Annotated in this window: 23 protein-coding genes; 15 read left to right on the forward strand and 8 right to left on the reverse strand. The window is 74.1% G+C overall.

Going from position 1 to position 25479, the window contains the following annotated elements:
- The first annotated feature begins 57 nt into the window (after positions 1 to 57).
- A complete protein-coding gene (locus ABZT87_RS11255; RefSeq protein WP_355135133.1) occupies positions 58 to 573 on the forward strand; it encodes a hypothetical protein in 516 nt (171 codons plus the stop codon).
- Between the two features lie 48 nt (positions 574 to 621).
- Here the strand turns inward: ABZT87_RS11255 and ABZT87_RS11260 are convergent, their stop codons facing one another.
- Positions 622 to 1089, reverse strand: a complete 468-nt coding sequence (locus tag ABZT87_RS11260; protein WP_355135135.1) for an SRPBCC family protein — start codon at positions 1087 to 1089, stop codon at positions 622 to 624.
- A gap of 171 nt (positions 1090 to 1260) precedes the next feature.
- Here ABZT87_RS11260 and ABZT87_RS11265 point away from each other — a divergent pair, with 171 nt between their 5' ends.
- Together ABZT87_RS11265 and ABZT87_RS11270 are read left to right on the forward strand one after the other, a co-directional pair.
- Positions 1261 to 2238, forward strand: coding sequence for a PfkB family carbohydrate kinase (locus tag ABZT87_RS11265; protein WP_355135137.1), 978 nt, complete (start codon positions 1261 to 1263; stop codon positions 2236 to 2238).
- Positions 2235 to 3062 carry a 5'/3'-nucleotidase SurE gene (locus tag ABZT87_RS11270; RefSeq protein WP_354859437.1) on the forward strand — a complete coding sequence of 276 codons (828 nt, stop codon included), beginning with the start codon at positions 2235 to 2237 and terminating at the stop codon, positions 3060 to 3062. The genes ABZT87_RS11265 and ABZT87_RS11270 overlap by 4 nt, the downstream gene beginning before the upstream one ends.
- 10 nt (positions 3063 to 3072) lie before the next feature.
- Here the strand turns inward: ABZT87_RS11270 and ABZT87_RS11275 are convergent, their stop codons facing one another.
- Positions 3073 to 3435, reverse strand: a complete 363-nt coding sequence (locus ABZT87_RS11275; protein ID WP_354859435.1) for an STAS domain-containing protein — start codon at positions 3433 to 3435, stop codon at positions 3073 to 3075.
- Positions 3436 to 3836: 401 nt separating this feature from the next.
- Between ABZT87_RS11275 and ABZT87_RS11280 the strand changes: the two genes are divergently transcribed.
- Positions 3837 to 3980, forward strand: a complete 144-nt coding sequence (locus tag ABZT87_RS11280) for a hypothetical protein (protein WP_354859433.1) — start codon at positions 3837 to 3839, stop codon at positions 3978 to 3980.
- Positions 3981 to 4119: 139 nt separating this feature from the next.
- Positions 4120 to 4527, forward strand: a complete 408-nt coding sequence (locus ABZT87_RS11285) for a hypothetical protein (RefSeq protein WP_355135139.1) — start codon at positions 4120 to 4122, stop codon at positions 4525 to 4527.
- A gap of 165 nt (positions 4528 to 4692) precedes the next feature.
- Here the strand turns inward: ABZT87_RS11285 and ABZT87_RS11290 are convergent, their stop codons facing one another.
- Complete coding sequence (locus ABZT87_RS11290; RefSeq protein ID WP_355135141.1) at positions 4693 to 7413, reverse strand: cellulose binding domain-containing protein; 2721 nt, start codon at positions 7411 to 7413, stop codon at positions 4693 to 4695.
- Between the two features lie 417 nt (positions 7414 to 7830).
- Here ABZT87_RS11290 and ABZT87_RS11295 point away from each other — a divergent pair, with 417 nt between their 5' ends.
- Genes ABZT87_RS11295 through ABZT87_RS11305 form a run of 3 tightly spaced genes read left to right on the forward strand, consistent with a single transcriptional unit; the run spans position 7831 to position 9620 of the window.
- Complete coding sequence (locus ABZT87_RS11295) at positions 7831 to 8517, forward strand: BON domain-containing protein (protein WP_355064195.1); 687 nt, start codon at positions 7831 to 7833, stop codon at positions 8515 to 8517.
- A gap of 60 nt (positions 8518 to 8577) precedes the next feature.
- Positions 8578 to 9075 carry a redoxin domain-containing protein gene (locus tag ABZT87_RS11300; protein WP_355135143.1) on the forward strand — a complete coding sequence of 166 codons (498 nt, stop codon included), beginning with the start codon at positions 8578 to 8580 and terminating at the stop codon, positions 9073 to 9075.
- Positions 9072 to 9620, forward strand: coding sequence for a thioredoxin domain-containing protein (locus ABZT87_RS11305; protein WP_355135145.1), 549 nt, complete (start codon positions 9072 to 9074; stop codon positions 9618 to 9620). The genes ABZT87_RS11300 and ABZT87_RS11305 overlap by 4 nt, the downstream gene beginning before the upstream one ends.
- Before the next feature lie 21 nt (positions 9621 to 9641).
- Here the strand turns inward: ABZT87_RS11305 and ABZT87_RS11310 are convergent, their stop codons facing one another.
- Positions 9642 to 12491, reverse strand: coding sequence for a LuxR C-terminal-related transcriptional regulator (locus ABZT87_RS11310; RefSeq protein ID WP_355135402.1), 2850 nt, complete (start codon positions 12489 to 12491; stop codon positions 9642 to 9644).
- A gap of 201 nt (positions 12492 to 12692) precedes the next feature.
- Between ABZT87_RS11310 and ABZT87_RS11315 the strand changes: the two genes are divergently transcribed.
- The 5 genes from ABZT87_RS11315 to serS all read left to right on the forward strand — a co-directional run bounded on the left by ABZT87_RS11315 (position 12693) and on the right by serS (position 18067).
- Positions 12693 to 13142: a hypothetical protein gene (locus ABZT87_RS11315; RefSeq protein WP_355135147.1), complete on the forward strand. Its 450-nt coding sequence runs from the start codon at positions 12693 to 12695 to the stop codon at positions 13140 to 13142.
- Positions 13139 to 14287 (forward strand): alcohol dehydrogenase catalytic domain-containing protein, encoded by a 1149-nt coding sequence (locus ABZT87_RS11320; protein WP_355135149.1) that lies wholly within the window; start codon positions 13139 to 13141, stop codon positions 14285 to 14287. Before ABZT87_RS11315 ends, ABZT87_RS11320 begins: the two co-directional genes overlap by 4 nt.
- Positions 14288 to 14336: 49 nt before the next feature.
- Positions 14337 to 15557, forward strand: a complete 1221-nt coding sequence (locus ABZT87_RS11325) for a saccharopine dehydrogenase NADP-binding domain-containing protein (RefSeq protein WP_355135151.1) — start codon at positions 14337 to 14339, stop codon at positions 15555 to 15557.
- A gap of 25 nt (positions 15558 to 15582) precedes the next feature.
- Entirely contained in the window at positions 15583 to 16692 is a 1110-nt protein-coding gene (locus ABZT87_RS11330) for a MerR family transcriptional regulator (protein ID WP_355135153.1), read from the forward strand.
- A gap of 91 nt (positions 16693 to 16783) precedes the next feature.
- A complete protein-coding gene (serS, locus tag ABZT87_RS11335) occupies positions 16784 to 18067 on the forward strand; it encodes a serine--tRNA ligase (RefSeq protein ID WP_355135155.1) in 1284 nt (427 codons plus the stop codon).
- A 27-nt stretch (positions 18068 to 18094) separates the two neighbouring features.
- Here serS and ABZT87_RS11340 read toward each other — a convergent pair whose 3' ends face one another.
- The 4 genes from ABZT87_RS11340 to ABZT87_RS11355 are packed head-to-tail and all read right to left on the reverse strand — an operon-like array spanning position 18095 to position 22771.
- Complete coding sequence (locus ABZT87_RS11340) at positions 18095 to 18976, reverse strand: cytochrome c biogenesis protein CcdA (RefSeq protein ID WP_355135157.1); 882 nt, start codon at positions 18974 to 18976, stop codon at positions 18095 to 18097.
- Positions 18973 to 19602, reverse strand: coding sequence for a thioredoxin-like domain-containing protein (locus ABZT87_RS11345; RefSeq protein ID WP_355064180.1), 630 nt, complete (start codon positions 19600 to 19602; stop codon positions 18973 to 18975). Before ABZT87_RS11345 ends, ABZT87_RS11340 begins: the two co-directional genes overlap by 4 nt.
- A gap of 41 nt (positions 19603 to 19643) precedes the next feature.
- On the reverse strand, positions 19644 to 21107 hold the full coding sequence (locus tag ABZT87_RS11350) for an NADH-ubiquinone oxidoreductase-F iron-sulfur binding region domain-containing protein (protein WP_354856244.1): 1464 nt from the start codon (positions 21105 to 21107) through the stop codon (positions 19644 to 19646).
- Positions 21107 to 22771: a hypothetical protein gene (locus ABZT87_RS11355; RefSeq protein WP_355135159.1), complete on the reverse strand. Its 1665-nt coding sequence runs from the start codon at positions 22769 to 22771 to the stop codon at positions 21107 to 21109. Before ABZT87_RS11355 ends, ABZT87_RS11350 begins: the two co-directional genes overlap by 1 nt.
- Before the next feature lie 267 nt (positions 22772 to 23038).
- Here ABZT87_RS11355 and ABZT87_RS11360 point away from each other — a divergent pair, with 267 nt between their 5' ends.
- On the forward strand, positions 23039 to 24484 hold the full coding sequence (locus ABZT87_RS11360; protein ID WP_355064176.1) for an alpha-amylase family protein: 1446 nt from the start codon (positions 23039 to 23041) through the stop codon (positions 24482 to 24484).
- Between the two features lie 76 nt (positions 24485 to 24560).
- Entirely contained in the window at positions 24561 to 25472 is a 912-nt protein-coding gene (locus ABZT87_RS11365; RefSeq protein ID WP_355135161.1) for a L,D-transpeptidase, read from the forward strand.
- Positions 25473 to 25479: the final 7 nt, after the last annotated feature.

Consider the following 25479-nt stretch of genomic DNA (forward strand, 5'->3'; position numbering starts at 1 on the left):
CCGGACGCCGCCGGTGATCGGACGACCCGGCCGGGCCGGGCCGGCAGCATGTCGGGTATGCCGCGAATCCCACCCGCCACCCGCAAGGCGCTGCTCACCCTGCACCTCATCACCTCGCTCGGCTGGCTCGGGGCCGACCTGGTGCTGCTCACCCTCGGCATCGCGGCACAGCGCGGCGCCGACCCGGCCGTGGTCTATCCGGTCGCCGGGCTCGTCGGCACGGTGCTGTTCGCGCCGCTGAGCGTGCTCGTCTGGCTCGTCGGCGTCGCCAGCGCGCTGCTCACCCCCTGGGGCCTGGTGCGCTACCGGTGGGTGCTGGTCAAGCTCGTGATCACCACGGCGATGGTCGGGCTGGTGCTGTTCCTGCTCACCCCGAACCTGCGGCACGCGAGCGCGCTGGGCGCCGCCCTCCCCGCCCGGGATCGCGCCGACCTGGTGATCGCGCCCGCGGTGTCGACCAGCCTCATGATCATCGCGACCGTGCTCTCCACGTACAAGCCCTGGGGCCGCCGAGCCACCCGGCCGACCGGCGCGCGGAGCGTGCCGCGCGAGCGCGCCGCCACAAGGACGTAGCGGCCACCGGGAGGCCACCACGACGCGAGACCGCAGCCGCGGGGTGGGTCAGGCCGGGGGTTGTTCGTCGGGGGTGGTGTCCAGGGCCGCACCGAGGCGGGTGGCCAGGGCGAGGTGGGCGGCGCGGGCCTGTTGGAAGGCGTACCGGAACAGGGGCGTCGGCGCGCGCAGGGTGATGTCGACGTCGATCCGGACCAGGCCGTCCGGCTCGGCGCGCAACCGGGTGTGGTTGCGGACGGTGGTGGCCGGCCACTGGCGGGCCACCGTGACGATCTCGTCAGGTTCGCTGATCAGCACGTCCGCCTGGTAGGTGGTGCGGAAGCGCAACGGCCCCACCGCCAGCCTGTCGTTGATCGTGTAGCTGGCCCGGGCGCCCGGACGGGGCGGCACCCGGCGGACCCGGACGATCAGGGGGTGCAGTTCGCCCTGGCGGGTCAGGTCGCTCAACAACGCCGCCGCCTCGGCGAGTGAGCAGCGGGCCTGGACGGTGTAGCTGAAGCTGTCGCTGCTGAGCACACAGTCTCCCGACGTCGCTGGTCGCACGATTGTCCCGTACGCGGCTCAGGCTGGCAACGCCCGGACGGACACCGTCCGTTGTCCCGGTATTCGCGCAGCATTCCCATTACGGTCGGCTGATGGGAAATCACCGGTTGTGACGAGAGGTGGACACATGTTCGGTGACGACCGGTGAGCGGGCACGTGATGGTCTTCGCGCCCACCCCGCAGCTGACGGTGACCGTGGATCAGCCGAACGACCAGCCCGAACTGCACCTGCACCCCGGCGGCCAGGGCGTCTGGCAGGCCCGCATGGTGCTGTCGCTCGGGGTCGACGTGGTGCTCTGCGCCGCGCTCGGTGGCGAGGTCGGTCAGGTGCTGGAGCCGCTGCTGGTCAGCGAGGGGGTGGACCTGAAGGTGGTGATGCGCGACTCCGGCAGCGGCGGGTACGTGCACGACCGGCGGGGCGGGTCCCGACAGGAGGTCGTGGACGTGCCCGGGGACCGACTGAGCCGCCACGAGCTGGACGAGTTGTACAACCTGGCGCTCGGCGAGGGACTGCGCGCCGACGTGAGCGTCCTCAGTGGCCCGAATGCGCCGTGGCTCGTCCCGGCCGACCTGTACCGCCGCTTCGCCGCCGACCTCGGCGCCAACGGCAGCCGGGTGGTGGCTGATCTGTCCGGTGATCACCTGGGCGCCGTACTGGACGGCGGTGTGTTCTTCCTGAAGGTGAGTCACGAGGAGCTGGTCCGGGACGGTCGCGCCCGCAGTGGGGACGGCGCCGAGCTGACCCGGACGATGTACGACCTGCACGCCGCCGGCGCCGAGACGGTGGTGGTGAGCCGAGCCGACCAGCCGGCGCTGGCGCTCATCGACGGGGAGCTCTTCGAGGTGGAGATGCCCCGGCTGGAGGCCGCCGATCCGCGCGGCGCGGGCGACTCGATGACCGCCGGCGTGGCGGCCGTGATCGCCCGTGGTGGCGACATCCGGACGGCCATCCGTACCGGCGCCGCGGCCGGCGCGCTGAACGTGACCCGGCACGGGCTGGGCACCGGACGGTTGGACTCGATCACCGGGCTGGTGGAGCGGGTCCGGCTGGTCCCGGCGGACAGTCGGCAACAGGAGCGGACCACCCCCGACGAGTTGGCCGACCGGGCGGTCGAGCGATGACGCTGCGGGTGCTCGTGACCAACGACGACGGGATCGCCGCGCCGGGCATCCAGGCGTTGGCCGTGGCCGCCGCCCAGCGGGGCCTGGACGTGGTGGTCGCGGCGCCGATGGAGGAGGCCAGCGGCACCAGCGCCGCGATGAGCGCGGTGGAACGGGACGGGCGGGTGGTGGTGCACGACCACCCGCTGCCCGACCTGGCGGGCGTGCCGGCGTACGGGGTCGCCGGCTCGCCCGGTTTCATCACGCTGATCGCGCTGCACGGCGCGTTCGGCCCGCCGCCGTCGGTGGTGCTGTCGGGGATCAACCGGGGTGCCAACGCCGGCCGCGCCGTGCTGCACTCCGGCACGGTGGGCGCCGCCTTCACCGCCGCCTCGAACGGGTGCCGGGCCATGGCCGTCTCACTGGACGTGCTCTCCGCGGGCGAGGCGACGGCCGGCAGCGGCGGGGCAGCGGTGGACGCCGCAGCCCGCGTACGCGACGCCGAACGGCACTGGGTCACCGCCGCGCGGGTCGCCCTGGACCTGCTCCCCCGGCTGACCGCCGCGCCGCCGGAGAGCGTGCTCAACGTCAACGCCCCCGACCTGCCGCACGGACGGCTGCGCGGGGTACGTCGCGGCTCCCTGGCCAGCTTCGGTCAGGTGCAGATGACGGTGGCCGAGTCGGGGCACGGCTTCGTGCGTACCGCGCTGGAGGAGCCCGGCCAGGCCGCGCAGCCCGGCACGGACCTGGCTTTGCTGGCCGCCGGGTACGCGTCGGTGACGGCCATCCGAGCGGTCACCGAGGTGACCGACGTGGACCTGACCGGTCTGGACGAGCAGCCTTGACGGAGGGCGCTCAGGCGCCCGGAAGCACCTCGGGGGTGGCGGCCCCGGCGAAGTAGGGCTCCGGTGCGCCGAAGAGACCGAGCAGACCAGTCACCCAGAGCTGACGGTGCACGAACCGGCTCGGCTCGGTGACCACCAGCTTGACGCCGCTGACCTCGGCGGTCTGGAAGCCGGCGACCATGGCGCTGATGCCGACGGAGTCGATGAAGGTGACCAGCCTCATGTTCAGCTCGATGCGGACCGGGCGGCTCTTGGCCAGCACCTCCGCAATCGCCTCACGCACCTCGTACGCTGTGTCGACGTCGATCTCGCCCCGGGGGGCGATCTCCACGACACCACCGGACAGGACCGACTTCACGATCGACAGGCTCACGCGAGCACCTCCACCCGCCCGTCCCCCGGGCGTCTCATCAGTACGCGGGCCGCGACCGAGAGTATTCCTCCGACGGCCTCGGTCGCCACCCCTCGGGATGAGCAATTCACGGATCCGGGCGAACAAAGTCGCCCATATCCCCACTTTTCGGTATCTGATCAACCAATACTTTTCGTTATCTGACCACTCCACGATCGGTCGGAACCGACGCGTCGCCGGACCAGGGTAACGGGCGTGAACCGACACGCCCGACAACCGAACCATCCCGTACGCCGGCCCCGCCTGGGACCGGCGTGTCGCGCCACGATCGCCCGAACGCGTCCGGTCCGAGCCGGTCGGGCGGTTGCCGACGCCACCTAGCATCAGCCCCGGGACACCCACCGCGGCGGAGAGGACCTTCGATGATCAAGCGACTGGCCGGGCTGGCCGGAGTCGGCGTACTGCTCGCCCTCGTACTGGCCTGCGGTTTCGGCGGCGGGGACGACGATGACGACGACGATGACGACGACTTCGCCCGCGGTGCGGCCGTGGTGGCGGTGCGCTGAGGGAGCCGGTGAGCCCCGGCCGACCGGGTTTGCGGCCGACCGGCCCGGGGCACTGCGGAATCAGCGAAACCGTGCCGCGCTGGACAGACGCCGAAGTCCGAAGTGGCCGGCGGCTTCGGCACCCGAGGAGGTAACCACGATGTTCGGAACCAACCTGCTGGACCGGCGCAGCAAGCCGGAGCGGATCGCGGATCAGGCGTGGGAGCACCTGCTCTCCGCCGTCAGCTCCGCAGGCGACAGTGTCCGGGACACCGCCCGTTCGGCCCGTCGCAGCAGCGGCGAGCTCGCCGACGGGGCGGGTGACCTGGTCGGCTCCGCGGCGGAGGAGGCCCGGCGTCGGGCCTCGCGCGCCTTTGACGCGCTCGCCGGGCGCCAGCCGGCGCTGCCGTGGACGCTCCTGATCGGGGCAGCGCTGGTCGGCGCGGCGGTCGGCTGGGCCGTCGGCTCCGCTGCCCGTGCCGCCGGCAGCCGGGACGACCGCGCGGTGGACGACGTCGAGTTCGTCGACGTCGACCGCCCCAACTCCCCCGTCGGCCTGGACGACTAGCCCCGAGCGGGCCCCGCCGACCTTCTGGTCGACGGGGCCCGTTCGCATTGCTCGGTGGGTGGCTCGACGATCGGCATGGGGCCGGTCCGCCGGGGTGCCGGACCCCTCAGGCAGCCCCGGCGGACCGGTGTTCTCGGGTGGCCCGGACGACGCCGGGCCACCGGGTCAGCGACTCGTGCAGCTCACGGTGGCCGGCGGCGCGTTGCTGCCGGTCCAGGAAGCGAGGAAGCCGATCGTGGTGCTGGCGCCGGCGCCGAGCGCGCCGTTCCAGCCGCTGTCCACGACCGAGACGACCGCCCCGGTCTGGGTGTGGGTGCCGCCCCAGAGCTGACTGATCCGCTGGCCGTTGGGGAAGGTCCAGCCCAGCGTCCAACCGGCGATGGGCCGGGTGCCCGGGTTGCTGACCACCACTTCGGCCTGGAAGCCGCCCGACCAGGAGCCGGTCACCCGGTAGGCCGCCGCACACCCACCAGCCGGAGGCGGCGTCGTCGGAGGCGGTGTCGTCGGGGGCGGCGTCGTCGGGGGCGGCGTGGTCGGAGGCGGTGTCGTCGGAGGTGGCGTGGTGGGAGGCGGCGTGGTCGGTGTGCCGCCGGTGCGGTCGGCGACCAGGATGCCGCGACCGTTGGTGCCGAGGTAGACGCGTCCGTAGACACGCGGGTCGCCGGTCAGCGCCTCGGTCGGGTTGCCGTACTGGTGGCGGTCGTCGTTGACGCGTACCCAGGTCGTTCCGCCGTCGTCGGAGCGGTGTACGCCGGGCTGACCGTTCACCGTGCCGTAGAGGAAGACGGCGGGGTTGGTCCGGCCGGGCGCCGCCTTGCCGAAGCCGACGTTGCCGGAGGCGCTGACGCCGCCCAGTTTGGTGAAGCTGGCACCGGAGTCGGTGGAGCGCCACAGCCCGCCCGGCCCGGCCAGCCACAGCTCACCCGACTGACCGGGCAGCGCCTTGAACCGGACGTCGGAAGTGGGCAGGCCGGTCGCCGCCGTGGCGGTGAAGGTCGCGCCGCCGTTGGTGCTCAGGTAGACCCGCCCGGCGCTGAAGCCGTAGAACCGGTTGGGGTCGACCCGGTCGGACTCGATGACCGCGTTGGCCGGGATGCCGGCGGACGGCGTCCACGAGTTGCCGAAGCCGACTGAGTAGACGACGCGTTGGCCGGCGTCGCCGGGCGCCCAGACGAACCGGCTGCCGTCGGCTGCGGCGGCGACCGTGCCGCCGGTGTTGACCCCGGACGGCTCGGTGCCCTGGAACCAGTTCGCGCCGCCGTCGGTGGAGAAGGCGACGTGGCTGTCGTTGGGCCGGTCGGCGTCGGTGAAGTTGCCGGCGCGTACCAGCACGGCCGGCTTGCTCTCGGCGTAGTCCAGGCTGGTGGTGCTCGTGAAGATCGGCTGGGTGAAGAGCATCGACGGAATGGTGTCGAGGTCGGTGTGTCGGAAGCCGCCGACGTCGCCGAGCGCGCTGATCAGTGGTGCACCGCTGGGCGGGCTGACCAGGTCGAGGACGGCGGTCTCCTCCAGGCCACGGACCATCGGCCGGAGGGTGAGCTGACCGCCGGTGTCCCACTTGGTGAGGTCGGTGGTGCCGTAGATGGTGGCGCCGGTGCCGTACATCATCCGGTTGGAGTCGTGCGGGTCGATCTCGACCGACTCGTTCATCCAGCCGAGCTTGGGCGCGGACTCCGGAGGCGCCGGGTTGACGCCGAACGTCAGCCAGGGCACCGAGCTGATGTCCATGGTGTAGCGGCGGGACCGCTCGGGATAGCTGGTGAAGTCCCAGATCCGGGTCCAGGTCGCTCCGCCGTCCGTGCTGCGGAAGAAGATCGCGTCCGGCCACCAGGAGACCTGGGTGGCCACCATCAGCGTGTTCGGGTGCTGCCGGTCGATGGTCAGACCGCTGTAGCCGAAGTAGTCGTCGGCGCTGGTGGAGGGCACCGGGCTGATCCGCGTCCAGGCCCCGGTCGAGCGGGTGAACTTCCAGACGTCGCCCTTGCCGCCGTCGTACGGGCCGCCGGTGTCGCTGGTGGCGATGTAGAGGTGACCGCCGACCGGGTCGACGACACCCTTGTGCGCCAGGTAGCCGGTGGGCTGCCCGGGGATGCGCGTCCAGGTGACACCGCCGTCGGTGCTGCGGTAGACCGGATTCTCCTTGTCCGCCACGCCGACGTAGATCGTCTGGGTGGTGGAGCCGGCGGTGCCGGTGCTCTTGTCGAAGCTGACCCAGGTGAGGCCCTGGTTCTGCCCGTTGTAGCCGTTCGGGTCACTGGGGTCGGCCCGGTAGTTGCCGGCGTTGGGGAAGGCGGTGACCCGGGCCCAGGTCGCCCCGTAGTCGGTGCTGCGCCACAGCCCGTTGCCGCCCTCGGCGCCGTAGTAGACGATGTTGTTCCGGTTGGGGTCGACGGCCAGCCGCTCACCCATGCCCCGGCCCGGCATGTTGCCACCGTTCTTGAACGGCAACTCGGTGGCCTGCCAGGTGGCGCCCTTGTCGGAAGAGCGCAGGATCGCGCCGTTGTTCGGGTCCCAGCCGTTGGTGTACATGCCGACCGCCGCGTACACCCGGTTGGTCTGCACCGGGTCGGTGGCGATGCTGACCACGCCGTTGTAGCCCCAGCGGTCCGCGCCGACCCAGTCGAGCAGCGGCGTCCACGACTGGCTGGACTGCTCCCAGCGGTAGGCCCCGCCGATGTCCGTCCGCGCGTAGATCAGGTTTTTCTCGGTGGGGTTGAAGACGATGCCGGGCACGAAGCCGCCGCCGCCGACCGGCACGTTGCGCCAGGTGTACGCCTCGGCGGCGGCCGGGGCCGGCGCCGAGCCAGCGGCGGTGATGGGGACCGCCACGACGGCCGTTGCGACGGCCAACGCCGACACGAGAGCGCCGGCCAGTGATCTGGGCATCTGTGGTTCCTCTCGGGGGTGTAGACCCGGGAGACGGGATCGACCAGGGTGGCGTCGCGGCCCGGGGGACGGGCGACGACGCGGGAAGGATCGACCGAAGGTGGTGCGCCGTGGCCCGGGGGACGGACGACGACGCGGGGGACGGATCGGAGCTTGCCCTGGCTCCAACCACCCGACGCGAGGCTCCCGCGATCGAGGAACGCACTCACCCTAACCGATTCGACGCCGCTATGGAAGCGCTCCCACCATCGACGGCGGTGCCCGGTCGACGCGGCGCGGGCAGGTCCCTTGGGTCCGTCGTCCGGATCGGGTGAGGCCCGCTCACCCCGCTGGCCGGCACGATCGGACCCTGGCGGGCCTGCCGGCCACGGTCGTCACCCGGTCCGCCAGCCAGCGCACGCAGCGGAGGGAGGACCGATGGCCATCGCGACGATCACGCGCACCGACCAGGACATCCAGTCCGCCGTACTCGACGAGTTGACCTGGGAACCCCGGGTGCAGCCGCACGAGATCGGCGTGACCGTCGCCGAGGGCGTCGTCACGTTGACCGGGCGGGTGGACAGCTACGCGAAGAAGTGGGCCGCAGAACGGGCCGCGCACCGGGTCGTCGGAGTCCGCGCGGTCGCCAACGATCTGACCGTGCAGCTGCCCGGCAGCCACGAGCGCGCCGACCCGGACGTGGCCGCCGCGGCGGGCCACGCCCTGGAGTGGGACGCGTTCGTGCCCATCGAGAAGCTCCAGGTCACCGTCTCAGCCGGCTGGGTGACGCTGCACGGCGAGGTCGAGTGGGAGTACCAGCGCCGGGCCGCCGAACGGGCGGTCTCGCGGCTGACCGGCGTGCGGGGCGTCAGCAACGGCGTCACCGTGCGGCCGAGCGCGCCGCCGGACAGCGCGAACGTGGCCGACCGGATCGTGGACGCGCTGGCCCGGGCCGGCGCCACCGAGGCCGAACGGATCACCGTCCGGGTGCACGGCGACACGGCGGTGCTCGCCGGACTGGTGAACTCCATGCCCGAACGCGCCGAGGTGGAGCAGGTGGCCTGGTCCGCACCGGGCATCCGGGAGGTCCAGAACCACATCGCGGTCGCACCGGTCCTGCGCTGAGCGCGCAACCACCCGGGGCGGGTGAGCCGGCCTCACCCGCCCCGGAGGCAGGCTGGGCGCATGAGTGATCCGAACGGGCTGATCCAACCCGGGCGCGCCGCGCCCGGCTTCACCCTGGCGAGCACTCCGGACGGGCGCCAGATCGGCCCCGAGCAGTTCCGGGGTCGCCCGGTCGTGCTCGTCTTCTACCCCGCCGACTGGAGCCCGGTCTGTGGGGACCAGATGTCGCTCTACCAGGCGGCGGCACCGGTGTTCGACCAGTACCAGGCGATGGTGCTCGGCATCTCGGTGGACAGCATCTGGTCGCACCGGGCGTTCGCCGAGAGCCGGGGCATCACCTTCCCGCTGCTGTCCGACTTCGAGCCCAAGGGCGAGGTGGCCCGCCAGTACGGCGCGTACACCCCGCAGGGCGAGGCGGCCCGCGCGCTGGTGGTGCTCGACCAGGCCGGGATGGTGGCGTGGAGCTACCTGTCGGCCCCCGACGTCAACCCGGGCGCGGACGGGATCTTCGACGCGCTGGACAACCTCGCCCGCGATCGGAAGGTGATGGCCCGATGACCACCCCACTTCAGGTCACCGCCCGGCTCCGGGAGCCGGTGACCATCGAGGACCACGTCCGCGGGCCGTCCAACGCCCCGGTGACCATGATCGAGTACGGCGACTTCCAGTGCCGGTTCTGCGGTGCCGCGTACGCCAACCTGCACGAGTTGCTGCGCCAGCGCGCCGACACGGTACAGCTGGTCTACCGGTACTTCCCGATCGCCAACGTCCACCCGTACGCCGAACGGGCCGCGGAGACGGCGGAGGCCGCCGCGGCGCGGGGCAAGTTCTGGGAGATGCACGACTGGCTGTACGAGCACCAGGACCAGCTGGACCCCGTGCACCTCTCGCTCGGCGTCGAGCAGCTCGGGCTGCCGCCGGACGAGCTGAACGGCGAGGTGGAGCGCGGAAAGTTCGCCGACCGGGTACGCCGGGACTTCGTCGGCGGGATCCGCAGCGGGGTCAACGGCACGCCGACGCTCTTCGTCAACGACGTCCGGCACGACGGCGGGTACGACCTGCCCGACCTGCTGGCCGCCGTGGACGCGGCGGCGAACGACTGACCGGGGCGGCTGCCCGGCCGCTCAGATCAGCCGCAGCTCGCGCGCCCGCCGGACCGCCTCGCGCCGGCGGGTCGCGCCGAGCTTGCGGTAGATGTTGCGCACGTGGGTCTTCACCGTGTTGATCGACAACGACAGCTCGGCGGCGATCTCCACGTTGGACAGGATGCTCTGCAGGTAGCGCAGGATGGTCAGCTCCCGCTCGGTCAGCGGCTCGTCGAGCAGGCCACCCGGCTCGACCGCCGGCCGGGGCGCGCTCTCCTCGACGCCCCGGACCAGATCGCTGACAAGCGAGAAGTGCGCGGTGCCCGCATCCAGGTGGGCGGCCAGCAGGTCCCGCACCGACGGTTGGGCCCGGGTGAACGCCCGGCGGCAGCCCTGCGGGCCGGCCAGGTCCAGCACCTGCTCCAGGACGCGCCCGGCCCGGCGTACGTCCCCGGCCCGCTCCGCGAGCACCGCCTCCAGCAGGCCGGCGTCCAGGCGTACCGGAAGGGGCCAGGCGGCGGCCGGCGGCGCCTGCCAGTCCGGCAGCGCCCGCCCGGCGGCGCCGAGGTCGCCGGCCCGCAGCTCCACCCGGGCCAGGGCCACGTCGAGCGCCGGGGTGGCCGTGTCGCCGGTCACACCGGCCAGCAGGTCGCGGGCGCTGTCCAGGTCCCCCCGCTCGGCCCGGGTCTCGACCTCGGCCGCCCGGAGCAGGCCCGACAGTTCGGCAGCGGCCGGCTCGTCGGGCAGAGCCTCCCGGGCGCGGGCGAGCAGCCGCTGGGCGGCCGCCGGGTCGCCGGCGTCCCGGTCCAGCCCCGCACGACACCACGCGAGGACCGCCGCCGCCACCGGCTCCGCGCTCGACCCCGACCCGTCGGCGGGACCCGCCTCCGCGAGGCCGACCCCACCGCCCGGACCCGCTGAGCCCACCGCGCCAACCGAGCCGACCGCGCCAACCGCACCGGCCGGGCCGACCGCGAAGGCCGCGCCGGTTGCCGGGGCGGCGAGCGCGAGGTTCGCGGCAGCCTCCTCGGGTTGGTCGCGGTGCAGGGCCACCACTGCCAACGCCAGGTACGCGTAGCCGCAGTCGAGCCGGGAGGACCAGCCCCGGCAGGGCGACATGCCCAGCGCGTCGCGGGCCGCCGTCTCGGCCGCGCGCAGGTCACCGCGGACGGCGAGCAGGAGCGCGGAACGGCTGGCGGCGACCAGCTCGGTGCGCGGCCGACCCGCCTCCCGGGCCGCCGCCCGGGCACGGACGAACCGCGCGTCGGGCAGCGCGCCGGCCGACAGCTCGACGAGACCCAGCGCGGTGCCCGTGAAGGCCCGCAGGTCGGCGTCGTCGGCGTCCGACGGGCGGGTCGACGTGGGCTCGGGCCGAGCCGCCTGGTCATCCGGCGACCCGGCTGCGCGGCGATCCGGCACCCCGGCGGGTGGGCCGTCGGTCGGGCGGGTGCGCAGCAGCCGGGCGGCGGCGGCACGCGCCTGCGGCAGGTCACCGGCGAGCCGGGCCAGGGTCAGCTCCAGCGCGGTGGTCAACCGCATGAACCGGTCCCGCCGCGGCACGGGCAGCGCGCCGGCGTGCCCGGCGGCCGTGCGCAGATGGCCGGCGGCGGCGGGCAGATCACCGGCGTAGGCGCGCTCGGCGGCACAGGCCAGAGCCACCTCCGGGTCGGCGTGCACCACCTCCGGCGGCGGGGACGGCGGGGACGGCGGCGGCCCACTGACCGGGTCGCGGTCGTAGCGGGTCAGCTCCGGCCAGTGCGCGACGAACAGGTCGCCGGCCAGGCCCCACCGGCCGCCGGCGAGGGCGTGCCGCAGCCCGTCGGCCGGGCGGCCGGCGCCGGCGTACCAGTCGGCCGCTCGCGCGTGCAGCTCCCGCACCTCGTCAGCGGGCATCCGGGCCAGCTCGGCGCGGAGCAGGTCGGCGAGCAGCGGGTCGCAGCGGTACCAGGGCGGGCGGGTCTCCTCCCGGTGCAGCAGGCCGCCGGCCCCGGCCAGGTCGGCCAGCGCCTGCTCGGCGTCCACGCGGCCGGTCAACGCCTCGGCCAGATCGGCGCAGACGGTCTCGGCGAGGGCCGTACGGCGCAGCAGGTCCCGGTCGGCCGGGTCGATGGCGGCCAGTACCTCCTCGTGCAGATAGCCGGCGACCTCCGGTTGGTCGCCGCCGAACTGCCCCACCCAGCGCTCGGGGTCGGGCTGCCCGCGCAACGCCAACGCGGCGATCCGCAGCGCGGCCGGCCAACCCCCGGTGCGCTCGCGCAGCCGGCGCACCGCGGCCGCCGGCAGTGGTGCGGCGTGCGCGGTCAGCAGGTCGGCCACCTCGTCGTCGGTGAAGGCCAACTCGTCCGGGCCGATCTCGGTGAGCTCGCCGGCGAGGCGCAGCCGGTGCAGGGCCAGCGGCAGCCCGGCCCGCGCACCGACCACCAGGCGCAGCCGCTGCTCGGAGTGCCGCAGCAGGAACTCCAGCCCGGTCAGCGCCGCCGGGTCGGTGATCCGGTGCAGGTCGTCCAAGACCAGCAGCACGGGCTGCTCCGCGGCGGCGAGCCCGGCCGCCAGCAGTTCCAGTTGGTCCGGGCGCGGCGGGCCGGTGGGCAGCGGCGTCACTAGGTCGTCGTCCGCCGCCCCGGTGGCCGTGCGCAGCGCCGCCGCCAGGTACGCCCAGAGCCGGTCGCCGTCGTCGCCGGCCTCCACCGAGACCCACGCCGGCCCGGACATCGACCCGGGCTCGGTCAGCCGGACCCAGGAGGCGAGCAGGGTGGTCTTGCCCCAGCCGGCGGGCGCGGCCACCAGGGTGACCGGCCCGGCGTTGCCCTCGTCGAGCCGGCGCAGCAGGCGGGGCCGGGCCACCACCGGCTCGGGCGGCACGGTCGGGGTCAGCCGCGACGCCAGCAGCGCCGGCTGCTCCCCCCGGCGTCGCGGTGCCGTGCCGACTCGCGCGTGATCCTGCTGTTCCGGCACCCGGCCCCACCCCCACGACGCGTTCCACCCCCGGTCGGCGAGCGGTTACCCGGCCCGAACCTGTTCACCCCTTCCGGGCGAGCCCGCTTCACCCCGGCGCGACCGACGATCGGGAGACGTGGACCGGGAGGACGGATGGGACCGATCAGACGGCTGGCGCGGGCGAGATCCGCAGTCGGCACTGGTGCGCGGGCCGGGGCGGCGCGGCTGCTGCGCGTACCCCGGCGGCGCGGCCGGCCCGGCGCGGACCGCCACCGGACCACGGCGGCCGGGTGGGAGGTCGTGACCGTCGACCGACCCGCGGACCAGGTCCTTCCCGGCGGCCGGTGGCCGGAGCCGTTGTGCGACCTGGACGGCACGGTCGAGGTGCGGGTGCGGCCGGCGCCGGGTGACCGGGGCACCGAGTTGGCCGCCCGCCCGGTGGCCGGCGCCGCCGCGGCGCCCGGCCTGGCCGCGCATCTGGTCGGCGACGACCCGCAGCTGCTGGTCCGCCGGACACTGCGCCAGGTCAAGCAGCGCGTGGAGGCCGGCGAGGTGCTGCGCGCGGACCGCTCGGCGCTGGACCGCCGGACGGCCCGCGGGTGAGGGCGCTGTGCTGGGTGGCCGCCGACGAGCTGGCGGTACGCGAGGTGCCCGACCCGGAGCTGCGCAACGAGCGGGACGTCATCGTCCGCGTCCGCCGCAGCGCCACCAGCGGCGCCGACCTGCCGCTGCTGGCCGGTCGGGACCCGCTGCTGCGTGCCGGTGACGTGCTGGGGACGGAGTTCCTGGGCGAGGTGGTCGAGGCCGGCCCGGCGGTCCGGCGACACCGGATCGGCGACCGGGTGGTGGTCGGCGCGAGTGTCGCGTGCGGCGGCTGCTGGTACTGCCGCCGGGGCCGGCACTCCTGCTGCGACAACGGCGGCGCCGACGTGGCGAGCGTCGATCCGGACCGGGGGCGTTCGGACGCCGGCTGCTTCGGCCGGCCCCGGGCGGCGGGTGGCTTCGCGGGCGGCCACGCCGAGTACGTCCGGGTGCCGTACGCCGACGTGGGCGCGTTCCGGGTGCCGGACGCGGTCGGCGACGACCGGGCGCTGTTCGCCGCCGACGCGGCGCCGACCGGCTGGCTGGCGGCCGAGCTGGGCGAGGTGCGACCCGGCGATGTGGTGGCGGTGTGGGGCGCCGGGGCGGTGGGTCAGTTGACCGCTCGCGCCGCGACGCTGCGCGGCGCCGCCCGGGTGCTCGTCGTCGACCGGCACGAGGAGCGGCTGCGGATGGCCGAGCGGCACGCCGGGGCGGAGCCGCTGGACTACCGCCGTACCGACGTCGCGGCGGAGCTGCGGGAGCGCAGCGGTGGACGCGGCCCGGACGTGTGCGTGGTCGCGGTGGGCGTGCCGCCGACGCGGTCGGTCGTCGATCGGTTGGCCGGCCGGGACGTCGACCGCCCGGACGCGGTGCGCGAGGCGGTGCACGCCTGCCGCAAGGACGGCGTGGTGGTGGTGCTCGGCGGGGCCCAGGGGCACGTGGACGCGTTCGCACTGGGCGCGGTGACCGACAAGCGGCTCACGGTGCGGGGGGCACGCCGGCCGGACCTGGGCGACGTGCCGATGCTGCTGCACCGGATGGCCCGCGACGAGCTGCGTACCGAGCACCTGGCCACCCACCGGCTGCCGCTGGAGGACGGCCTCCGCGGGTACGCGCTGTTCGCCGACCGCGCCGACGGCTGCGTCCGGGCCGTGTTCACACCGTGACCGCGCCCTCCGATCGGCGCTGGGCGATGGCGGGTGGCAGACTCGGGGGATGGCTGGGGAGCGGGCGTACGACGTGGTGCTGTTCGGGGCGACCGGCTTCACCGGGGGGCTGACGGCCGAGTACCTGGCCCGGCACGCGCCGCCCGGGTTGCGGTGGGCGCTGGCCGGGCGCAACCCCGATCGCCTCGCCGCCGTGCGCGGCCGGCTCGCCGCGATCGACCCCACGCTGGCCGACCTGCCGCTGCTCACCGCCGACGTGACCGACGCCGGGTCGCTGCGCGCCGTGGCGGAGAGCGCCCGGGTGGTCGCCAGCACCGTCGGCCCGTACGTCCACCACGGGCAGCCACTGGTCGCGGCCTGCGCCCGAGCCGGCACCGACTACCTGGACATCACCGGGGAGTCGGAGTTCGTCGACCTGATGTACGTCCGCCACCACGCCGAGGCGACCGCCAGCGGCGCCCGGCTGGTGCACGCCTGCGGGTTCGACTCCATCCCCCACGATCTGGGCGTCTGGTTCACCGTCAAGCAGCTGCCCGCCGGCGTCCCGATCACCGTGGACGGCTACGTACGCGCCGGTGGCCGGTTCTCCGCCGGGACGTACCATTCCGCGCTCACCGCGTTCGCCCGGACCGGGGAGGCCAGCCGGGCCGCCCGGGCCCGCCGGGCGGTCGAGCCGCGCCCCACCGACCGCCGCGTCCGGGCGGTGCCCGGCCGGCTGGCCCGCTCGGCGGAGCTGGGCATCTGGACCGTGCCGCTGCCCACCATCGACCCGCAGGTGATCCGCCGTTCGGCCGCCAGCCGCCCGGAGTACGGCCCGGACTTTCGCTACCGGCACTTCGCCGCCGTGAAGCGGCTGCCGACCGTGCTGGTCAGCGCGGTGGGGCTCGGCGCGCTGGTCGGCCTGGTGAAGGTGCCGCCCACCCGACGTTGGCTGCTCGGGCGGCTCGCCTCCGGGCAGGGCCCGACCCCGCAGCAGCGGGCGTCGTCCTGGTTCCGGGTCCGGTTCGTCGGCACCGGCGGCGGGAAGCGCGTGGTCACCGAGGTCGCGGGGGGCGACCCGGGCTACGACGAGACGGCGAAGATGCTCGCCGAGTCGGCGCTGTGCCTGGCGTTCGACGACCTGCCGCCGACCGCCGGCCAGCTCACCCCGGTCGCGGCGATGGGTGACGCGCTGCTGGACCGGCTGGTCCGGGCCGGGCTCACCTTCCGGGTGCTCAAGCGGGACGATGCCACGCCGACGGCGCAGCGGGACGCGGAGCCGGCGGCTTGACCCTCGACCAGGTCGAGGGGGCAGGATGCCCGACGTGGTGAGCGACCTGCACAGCATCGGCGAGTTGGCCCGGGCCAGCGGCCTGACCGTCAGCGCGCTGCGCTTCTACGACTCGGCGGGCGTGCTGACGCCGGCCCTGGTCGACCCGGTGACGGGTTACCGCTGGTACACCGACGAGCAGATCGGCCCGGCCCGGCTGGTCGCGGGGCTGCGCCGGGTCGGCATGCCGGTGCCCGAGATCGCCGCCGCCGTCCGCGCCGAGCCGGCCGAGGTGCACCGGCTGCTCGACGCGCACCTGCGCCGGCTGGCCGACGGGCTGGCCGACGCCCGCCGCGAGGTCGTCCGGCTCCGGGCCCTGGTCGACCCGGCGCCCACGACGGTGACCACGCTGCTGCTCTCCCCCGCCGAGCTGGCCGCCGCCCTCGACGCGGTGCGCTTCGCCGTCGGGGCCAACCCGGAGCTGCCGGCGCTGTCCGGGGTGCTGCTCGACGTGGAGCCGGACGGTGTGCGCCTGGTCGCCACCGACCGGCACCGCCTCGCGGTGGCCCGGGCGGCGGCGGCCGTCGACGGACCGCCTGCGCGGGTGCTCGTGCCGGTGGACCTCGTCGACCGGCTGCGCCGGCTGCTCGACACCGCCGGCGCCCGGGAGGTGCGGCTGACCGTGGCCGGCGTCGACCTGCGGGTGGCGGTGGCCGGTCGGACGCTGACGGGCACCGCCCTGCCGTACGACTTCCCGGACTACCGTCGGCTGCTGCGCGAGGCGGTCGGCGAGCGGCCGGCCGCGTACCGCATCCCGGTGGACGTGGTGGCGCTGCGCGCGGCACTGCGCGACCCGGCCGCTCCCACACTGGCCCGCGAGTACGCCGGCACGCCGCTGGCGGTCTCCGTCCTCGGCCTCGACGACTCCGGCGGCCTGCGCCTGCTGCACCCCACCGAGCTGGCCGCGGCCGACCCGACGCCCGATCCGGTGAGCGGGCTGCGGTTCGGGGTCAACGGCGAGTACCTGCTCGACGCGCTGGACGCGGCCGGCTGCCCGCAGCTGGTGCTGGAGCTGGACGGGCCGATCGCCCCGCTGGCCGTGCGCCGCCCGAACGACGAGGACACCTTCTCCGTGCTGATGCCGATCCGGCTGTAAAACCTGTCGCGCTCCCCGTCCCGGGTCGAAACGGGCGCGACGGTAGCATCTGGTGGTCCACCCGACCCCGGACGGAGGCGTACGGAGCAGCATGCTCGACATGGAGTTGATCCGGAAGGATCGCGAGGCGGTGGCGACCGCGCTGGCGAAGCGTCTGGATCCCGCCGAGGTCGATCGGGCCCTGGACGAGATCCAGCGGCTCGACCAGGAACGGCGCGCCCTGATCACGGAGATCGACGCCGAGCGGCAGCGCCGCAAGGCGGAGGCCCGTGCGTACGCGCAGGCGAAGCGCGCCGGCACCGAGCCGCAGGTCACCGCGCCGGAGTCCGAGCGCAAGCAGCTCGCCGACCTGGAGTCCCAGTTGGACCAGGTGCAGGCCCGGCTGCGCGACGCGATGAGCGAGCTGCCGAACCTGCCCAGCGACGACGTCCTGCCCGGCGGCAAGGAGGCGAACCGGGTCGTCAAGACCTTCGGCGAGCCGCCGGTGATCGAGAAGGTCCGCGACCACGTGGAGCTGTCCCGCGCGCTGGGTCTGGTCGACTACGAGCGCGGCGTCAAGCTCGGCGGCTCCGGCTTCTGGATCTACACGGGGGTCGGCGCGCGGCTGGAGTGGGCGCTGCTCAACTACTTCGTCGACCAGCACATCAGGGCCGGCTACGAGTTCCTGCTCCCGCCGCACCTGCTGCTCGACTCGGCCGGTTTCGCCGCCGGTCAGTTCCCCAAGTTCTACGACGACGTCTACCACCTGGACGCCGACTCCGCGCCGCGCGGGCAGTTCCTGCTGCCCACGTCGGAGACGGCGATCCTGGGCGCGTACCAGGACGAGATTCTGGAGACCACGAAGCTGCCGCTGAAGGCGTTCGCGTACACGCCCTGCTACCGGCGGGAGTCGGCCGGGTCGCACTCGGACGAGCGCGGCACGGTGCGCGGGCACCAGTTCAACAAGGTGGAGATCTTCCAGTTCACCCTGCCCGAGCAGGCGGACGCGGCACTGGAGGAGATGCTCGCCCACGCCGAGAGCCTGGTCGAAGGGCTGGGTCTGCACTACCAGCGGACGCTGCTCTCGGCGGGTGACGCGAGCGCCTCGATGAAGAAGACCCTCGACATCGAGGTGTGGATGCCGAGCACCGGCAAGTACAAGGAGGTGTCGTCGGTCTCCTGGGCCGGCGACTACCAGGCCCGCCGGGCGGCCATCCGCTACCGCGAGCCGGGTGCCAAGCAGACCCGCTTCGTGCACACCCTCAACGGCTCCGCGCTGGCCACCAGCCGGCTCTTCCCGGCCATCCTGGAGCAGTACCAGCAGGCCGACGGCTCAGTCCTGGTCCCCGAGGTGCTCCAGGACCGCCTGGGCACAGACCGCCTGTCCCCGCGCTAACCCCGCCTCCCGCTGTCGATCATGAAGTTATTGCCCGCCGCCTCGGCGTGTCGCGGCAACAACTTCATGATCGACGCTGGGAGGGCGGCGGCGCCTGAGCAGGAGGGCTGCCAGGAGGAGTGCTGCCAGGGCGGCCAGGAGTGGTGTCGGGCCTAGCGTGTCGACGGTGTTCGACAGGGTTTGCTGGAACTGTGTTGCCGCTCGGATGACCGGGTCACGCAGGGCGTCGCGGCGGCCGGCGGCCAGCCGCAGCTCGTACCAGCCGTACCAGGCGACGTACCCGCCCGCGAGCAGCAGCACCAGGCCACTGAGCCGGGGCACCAGCGCGCCGGCGACGCGCAGCCGGGCCACCAGACCGTCGCGCAGCAGCGCCACACCGAGCGCGGCGACCGCGACCACCAGACCCATCCCGAGGGCGTACGCGCCGAACAGAGCCAGCCCGCGGCCGGTCGAGCCGGCCTGGAGGCTGGTCACCACGATGGCGAGAAACGGTGCGATGGCGCAGCCGAGCGACGCCAGCGCGTACACCGCGCCGAACAGCGCCATCGACGGCCAGGACCTCGTCAGCCGGGGCGCCCGCGCGGTCCACCCGGGCGCGGGCAGCCGCCGACCGGCGAGCAGCCAGCAACCGGCCAGCACCAGCAGCAGCCCGAGCGCCACGGTCAGCCACGGCAGCCGGGGACGCAGCCAGCCGGCCAGCGGCGCGAGCGCCAGGCCGAAGGCGCCGAAGACCACCACGTACCCCAGGGTGAGCCCGGCCGCCGCGGTGAGCGCGCGGCCGACCGCGCCGCGGGCGTCCGACGCTCCGGCGACCAACAGCGAGAGGTACGCGGGCAGCAACGCGAAGCCGCACGGGTTGACCGCGCCGAGCATGCCGGCGGTCAGCGCGAGCAGCAGCGGGGCGGTCACGCCCCGGCCAGGGCGGCGACCCGGGCGCTGAGCGCCTCACCGTCCAGGAAACCCTGGTGGACGACCTTGCCGTCCCGGTCGATGATCACAAAGATGCTCTGCTCGGTCACCTTGAACCGCTTCCAGAGCACGCCCTTGCGGTCGTCGATCTGCGGCGTGTCGCCGAGGTCGAACTCGCTGACGAAGTTCTTCATGTCCCGCTGCTCGCCGAGCCCGGCGACGCCGACGATCGGCACGGTGTCCCGGTACTTCGGCGCGATCTCGGCCACCGTCCACGCCTGGCTGGCGCAGGTGGCGCACCACGGCGCCCAGAACCAGAGCACCACCGGCCGGCCGGCCAGTCGCGTCGCGTCGAACGCGCTGCCGGTGAGGGTGGTCCCGCTGAAGCGCAGGACGTCCGGGACCTGGACCGGGACCGGGGCCGGCGCGGCCGACGGCGAGCCGGTCGCGGAGGCAGCCGGGGTGGCCGGGGAGCTGGCCGGGGCCGGCGCGGTCCCGGCGGCGGCAGCGTCGGGCGGCACCGTGCCGGTGCAGGACGCCGTGGCGAGCAGGGTGGCGACGAGCGCCCCCACGATGGCGGCGCGGGGCGGGTACGCCGCCGCTGTCCGCCCGATCGGCTTGCGCATCCGCAGCTCCGTTCGACAGGTGTGGTGGTCAGTGCCTTTCGCTACTCGGCCTTGGCGAGGCGCAGGGCGAGTTCCGGGCAGACCTTGACGGCCTTCAGGGCGCCCTCGCGCAGCCAGGTCGGCACGGGAGTGGTCGGGAACGCCGGATAGCCGTTGCCGTCCAGCCGGATGAAGTCCGGCACCACGTGCGCGCAGAGGCCGTGCCCGTCGCAGCGGGACCAGTCCAGGGTGAGCATCTGCGGATTGGGGTCGGGCGCGCCGGGCAGCCCCATGACGCCCTTGACCCGCCGGCCGCAGCCGTCGCCGGTGCTGTGCAGCCGCAGGTCCTCGGCGAAGACCTCGATCGCGGAGAGGGCGAACCGGGCCGTGCCGTCCGGGTGGCTGCACGCGCCGCGGCCCTTGACGTCGCCGGCGGCGGCCCGCACCACGTCGGCCGGTTGGCTGCCGGCCACGGCCAGGTCGACCGCGCGGGCCAGGTCCGGCAGGCCCATCTTGCACGGGCCGCACTGGCCGGCGGACTCGCCGGCCAGGTAGCGCACCACCTGGGCGGCCTCGCCGAGCGGGCAGGTGTCGACGCCGATCGGGATGATGATGCCGGCGCCGAGGGTGCCACCGACCGCGGCCAGGCCCTTGCGGGAGACCTCGGCCTTCTCCGCCGCCTCCGGGGTGATCCACTTGCCGTGGTAGCCGCCCATCAGGATGCCCTGGACGTCCGGGACCTCGCACAGGTCGAGAACGTCGCGCAGCGGCATGCCGGCCGTGCACTCCACCACCGCCGGACGGGCCGCCGCGCCGGTCACGGTGAGCAGCACGGTGCCCGGCTCGTCGTCGGTGCCGAGCGCCGCGTACTCGTACGGGCCGAGTCGTGCGCCGACGGCGAGCTGGGCGTACGTCTCGGCGTTGGACAGCAGGGTGGGCAGGCCGCCGACGCCGGAGTCGCTGGAGCGCTTCTTGGTGCCCGGCGGGATGTGCGGCAGCCCGTTGATGCCGTTGACCAGCGCGCCGCCCTCGCCGGAGATGAACCGGTGCGGCACGGTGACGATGGTGGTCCGCACCGGCATCCGGCGCTCCGCGAGAGCCTCCATCAGCGAGTCCCGGCCGACACCGTCGTCGGCCACGCCGAGAACGATCTCCTCGGCGTCCAGCGCGTACGCGGCCAGCGCCGCGCCGTCGAGGATCAGGTGCGGGGCGCGGGTGAGCAGCACCTTGTCCTTCCAGCTGGCCGGCTCCCCCTCGCTGGCGTTGACGACCACCACCGCGGCGAGGTCCTGCCGCTCGCAGGACTCCAGCACCGCGCGCAGCTTGCGGGCGAACGGGAAGCCCGCCCCGCCCTTGCCCTTGAGCTGCATGCCCTCGACGAGCCGGAGCAACTGCGCCGGCTCCATCGGGCCGATCGGCCCGTGCACCTCCTCGTGCGCGGCCAGGTCGAGCCGGCCGAACTCGGCGAAGCCGGCGGTCAGCCGAGGCTCACCGACGCAGGCCACCGGCGGCACGGTCGTGCGCATCACTTCGCCTCACCCCGCAGCCCGGCCCAGTACGCCCCGTCCACAGCGTCGGCGCTGGCCTTGCGGCGCTTGGCGGACCGGCCCTCGCCGGCGGCCCGCCGGGCTCGCCGCGACGCCAGGTCGACAAGGGTCGGGGTGTCGTCGACGGGCGGCGGCACCTCCTCGGGCACGTACCGCGCCGGCGGGCGCCAGTAGTCCGGCTCCTCCGGCAGATCGTCCTCGACGCTGTGCCGGCCGCTGCCGCTGCGCGGCGCCGCCGAGATCGGACCACCCGAGATCGGGCCGGCCGAGATCGGCTCGGCGGAGACCGGGCCGGCGGAGATCGGCTCGGCGGCCTGCCAGCGGCGCGGGCTGTCCCACGGCTCCTCCGGCTCCTCGACGGCCCGTCGGGGCGGCGCCGAGTAACGGGTGCCCTCGTCCTCGGAGCGGGACCGGCGGCTGCTCTGCTCGGCGGCCGGCTCCTCGGCGCGACGGCGCCGGGTCGGGGCGGTCTCCTCGTCACGGGTACGCGACGCGCGCCGCCGGGTCACCGGCTCCAACTCCTCCTCGTCGCGAAGACGGGTGCCGGTCTCCTCGACGCTGCGCCGGCTCGACCGGCGGGTCGTGGTCTCCGCCTCGTCGCGCCGTCCACGCGTCGGCCGGTCGGCGTCCTGCCGAGCCGCCGGCGCCTCGTCCCGCCGCCGTCGACTGGGCCGGGCCGGCTCGGCGAGCGAGCCGGGCTCGGGCACCACCGGAACGGTGAACCGCTCGGGGTCGCGCCGCCGTGGGCCGGGCGGCGCCGTCCAGGTGGCGGTGGTCGCCTCCGCCCAGGCGGGGCGCTTGTCCTCGCTGGCGTCGCGGCGACGGCTGAGGCCGGCCAGCAGCGACCGCCCGCGGCCCTCCTCGGTGGCCCGCCCGGCCAGCACCGCGTTGCGCACGGCGGCCTGGTGCTGCTCCCGGCTGCGCCGGCCGATGGTGACCGAGAGCCGAACCAGCAGCGCCAGCACGACGAACAGGATGCAGGCGAGGTAGCTGAGCACCACCCAGGACTTCGCGGCCCGACCGGCGTTGAGGCCGTGCACGATCGCGAAGGGCCAGGCGAGGTAGGCGGCGGAGTGCAGGGCTCGCCACAGCCACTTCGGACCGACGCCGGCGAAACGGGCCCGGATGATGCCGGTCCAGATCACGCTGACCATGAGCAGGGCCGCCACCGTGCCGAGGCCGACGTAGAGGCCCCGGCCGCCGACGAACGGCACCAGCGAGTCGGTCGCCGCCGCGCGACCGGTAGCGATCTTGGTGAGGACGTGGAAGAACAGCCCGGCGACGCCCAGGACGCCGGTGGCGCGGTGCGCCGACTGCATCAGCACCCGGTGCGAGATGCCCAGCACCAGCCGGTCGGTGGCGAGCAGGCCCAGCATCACGGTGAGACTCAACGACACCAGGGCGATCACCCCGGCGAAGAACTCGGTGAAGAAGAAGCCGTACGCGTACGCCGTCTGGCCGGCGCCGGTCAGCATGGTCGCCGCCCAGAGCGCGGCCAGCGCGGACGCGATCAGCAACGTCGTCGCCGAGCGCGACCTGGTCCGCACCCCCCGACTGCTGGTGCTGGTCCGGACCTCGGTGGCCTTCTGGTTCTGCTTTGCCCGGGCCATCTGCTCCTCGATCGTCTCGCGGCGGCGCACCACCGGCCGACCCCTGCTCCCCCATCCAGTACGGACCGGCGGGGCGAGCGGATCACCCGGGGACGGAAATTTCTGAGCCGGATCGAACCGACCGACGCCGGGACGCGTGTAACGGCCACCGTGGACAGTGATCGACATCCATACATTGACAGTCGTTGCAACACGCTTGTAACCTTTCGGCAAATTTCAGCATGGGTTGCAAGATTCGAGCAGCCGATGCGATCCCCCGCCGCACCACCACCCCCACCCCCGCTCCCGTCAGGAGTCCCGATGCACCGACGTCGACGCGGCTCGGCGATCCTCGCCCTCGGCCTGGTCGCCAGCCTGCTCGTCCCCCTCACCGCGGCGGCGCCCCCGGCCGCCGCCAGCCCGTCCGGCGCCAAGAAGGTCATCGTCCAGCTCTTCGAGTGGAACTGGCCGTCGGTGGCCAGCGAGTGCCAGAGCACGCTCGGCCCGAAGGGCTACGGCTACGTCCAGGTCTCGCCCCCGCAGGAGCACGTGCGGGGCAACCAGTGGTGGCTGGCGTACCAGCCGGTCAGCTACCGGATCGAGTCCCGCAAGGGCACCCGGGCCCAGTTCCAGTCGATGGTGAACACCTGCCACGCGGCCGGCGTCAAGGTGCTCGTCGACGCGGTGATCAACCACATGTCCGGCCAGGACAACGGCGGCACCGGCTGGGCCGGCTCGTCGTACTCGCACTACGACTATCCGGGCATCTACCAGACCCAGGACTTCCACCACTGCGGGCGCAACGGCGGCGACGACATCGCCAACTACAACGACCGGTACGAGGTGCAGAACTGCGAGCTGGTCAACCTGTCGGACCTGAAGACCGAGTCGGACTACGTCCGGACGAAGATCGCGTCGTACCTCAACGACCTGCTCTCCCTCGGCGTCGACGGGTTCCGGATGGACGCCAGCAAGCACATGCCGGCCGCCGACATCGCCGCGATCAAGAGCAAGCTGTCCCGCTCGGTGTACATCGTGCAGGAGGTCATCTACGGCGCGGGCGAGCCGGTCCAGCCGACCGAGTACACCGGCAACGGTGACGTGCACGAGTTCCGCTACGGCAAGGACCTGGCCCGGGTCTTCCGCTCGGAGAAGCTGGCGTACCTGAGCAACTTCGGCGAGGGCTGGGGTCACCTGCCCACCGGGTCGGCCGCGGTGTTCGTGGACAACCACGACACCCAGCGGGACAACAGCGGGGTGCTGACCTACCGCGACCGGGGGATCTACGCCCTCGCGAACGCCTTCATGCTTGCCTGGCCGTACGGCTCGCCGACCGTCATGTCCAGCTACACCTTCAGCAACCGCGACGCCGGCCCGCCCTCGGACGGCAACAACAAGACGCTGAACACCGCCTGCTACTCCGGCTGGGAGTGCGAGCACCGCTGGCCGGTGATCGCCAACATGGTCGGCTTCCGCAACGCCACCGAGGGCGCGGGCGTGGCCAACTGGTACGACAACGGCAACAACCACATCGCGTTCAGCCGCAGCGGCAAGGGCTTCGTCACGCTCAACGACGAGGACTCCGCCGTGAACGGTCGCTCGTACTACACCGGGCTGCCCGCCGGCCGGTACTGCGACGTCATCCACGGCACGTACGCGGGCGGCACGTGCAGCGGACCGGTGATCACCGTGGACGGTAACGGCTGGTTCGCCGCGAACGTGCCGGCGCACGACGCGGTGGCCATCCACATCGGCGCGCGGGTCTGACCGACCCCGGGGCCTCCGGCCGGCGCGTATCGCCGAACCGGGGGCCCCGGACCGTCCACCGCCATAGAGTGGTTTGGTGTCGTTTGACCGAATGTCCCCGTACCGCCGCCGTGCCGGCTGGATCGCCGCCGGCATCGCCGTACCCGTGCTGCTGGCCGCCGCGCTGCTGGTCGGCCAGGCTCTCACCCCACGCTCGACGGCCCCCGACAGTCGGAACGTGGCCGCAGCCGACCCGACGCCGAGCAGCGTCGAGCAGAGCCCGGAGGAGTCGGTCCCGCCGGCCGCGCCCGCCCCGGCCAGTCTGCCGGTGCTCGACTACGACCCCGCGCCCAAGGGTTTTCCCGCCGACCCGGCCACGATGGACGTCACACCCCTGACCGAGGGCGTGCACCCGACCCGGCGGATCGCCGCGTACGACGCGCCCGGCGGACGGCCGCGGGCCTTCCTCGAACCGACGCTCGCCGGTGTCGAGCTGACCGTGCCGATCGCCGAGCGTCGGGTCGGCTGGACGGCCGTCCTGCTGCCCTCGGCCAACCGGCGTCTCGCCTGGCTGCCACCCGGCGGGTTCGACACCGTGGCGCTGCGCGACCAGATCGTGGTCGAGCGCAAGGCGCACCGGCTCACCTGGTACCGGTCCGGCAAGGCGGTGCGCTCCTGGGAGACGAGTCTCGGCCAGTCCGGGCAGGAGACGCCGCTCGGGCGGACCTTCGTCCTGGGCCGCACCCCACCGCCCGGGGAGGTCTACGGCGGGGTGGACATCTACGCCCTCGGCTCGGTGCCCGACGACCCGGAGGCGGTGCCCACCGGGCTGCGCGGCGCGCACATCGGCCTGCACACCTGGTACAACGACGACGAACTGGGCGAGAACACCACCAACGGCTGCATCCGGGTCAACCGCAGCGGCCAGCGGGAACTGCTCGCCGAGGTCCGACCCGGCAGCAGCCTGGTGGTGGTCGACCAGCTCGCCACCCCGCCGCCGACCGCCTGAGCGGGGC

Source organism: Micromonospora sp. NPDC005237 (assembly GCF_040607775.1).
GTDB lineage: Bacteria > Actinomycetota > Actinomycetes > Mycobacteriales > Micromonosporaceae > Micromonospora.

Bases quoted from the DNA above. Each gene is read 5' to 3' on its own strand.
- ABZT87_RS11290 (WP_355135141.1), bottom strand. From the start codon at position 7,413: ATGCCCAGATCACTGGCCGGCGCTCTCGTGTCGGCGTTGGCCGTCGCA.
- ABZT87_RS11315 (WP_355135147.1), top strand. From the start codon at position 12,693: ATGGGACCGATCAGACGGCTGGCGCGGGCGAGATCCGCAGTCGGCACT.
- serS (WP_355135155.1), top strand. From the start codon at position 16,784: ATGCTCGACATGGAGTTGATCCGGAAGGATCGCGAGGCGGTGGCGACC.
- ABZT87_RS11305 (WP_355135145.1), top strand. From the start codon at position 9,072: ATGACCACCCCACTTCAGGTCACCGCCCGGCTCCGGGAGCCGGTGACC.
- ABZT87_RS11360 (WP_355064176.1), top strand. From the start codon at position 23,039: ATGCACCGACGTCGACGCGGCTCGGCGATCCTCGCCCTCGGCCTGGTC.
- ABZT87_RS11280 (WP_354859433.1), top strand. From the start codon at position 3,837: ATGATCAAGCGACTGGCCGGGCTGGCCGGAGTCGGCGTACTGCTCGCC.
- ABZT87_RS11255 (WP_355135133.1), top strand. From the start codon at position 58: ATGCCGCGAATCCCACCCGCCACCCGCAAGGCGCTGCTCACCCTGCAC.
- ABZT87_RS11330 (WP_355135153.1), top strand. From the start codon at position 15,583: ATGCCCGACGTGGTGAGCGACCTGCACAGCATCGGCGAGTTGGCCCGG.
- ABZT87_RS11325 (WP_355135151.1), top strand. From the start codon at position 14,337: ATGGCTGGGGAGCGGGCGTACGACGTGGTGCTGTTCGGGGCGACCGGC.
- ABZT87_RS11295 (WP_355064195.1), top strand. From the start codon at position 7,831: ATGGCCATCGCGACGATCACGCGCACCGACCAGGACATCCAGTCCGCC.
- ABZT87_RS11350 (WP_354856244.1), bottom strand. From the start codon at position 21,107: ATGCGCACGACCGTGCCGCCGGTGGCCTGCGTCGGTGAGCCTCGGCTG.
- ABZT87_RS11345 (WP_355064180.1), bottom strand. From the start codon at position 19,602: ATGCGCAAGCCGATCGGGCGGACAGCGGCGGCGTACCCGCCCCGCGCC.
- ABZT87_RS11300 (WP_355135143.1), top strand. From the start codon at position 8,578: ATGAGTGATCCGAACGGGCTGATCCAACCCGGGCGCGCCGCGCCCGGC.
- ABZT87_RS11270 (WP_354859437.1), top strand. From the start codon at position 2,235: ATGACGCTGCGGGTGCTCGTGACCAACGACGACGGGATCGCCGCGCCG.
- ABZT87_RS11285 (WP_355135139.1), top strand. From the start codon at position 4,120: ATGTTCGGAACCAACCTGCTGGACCGGCGCAGCAAGCCGGAGCGGATC.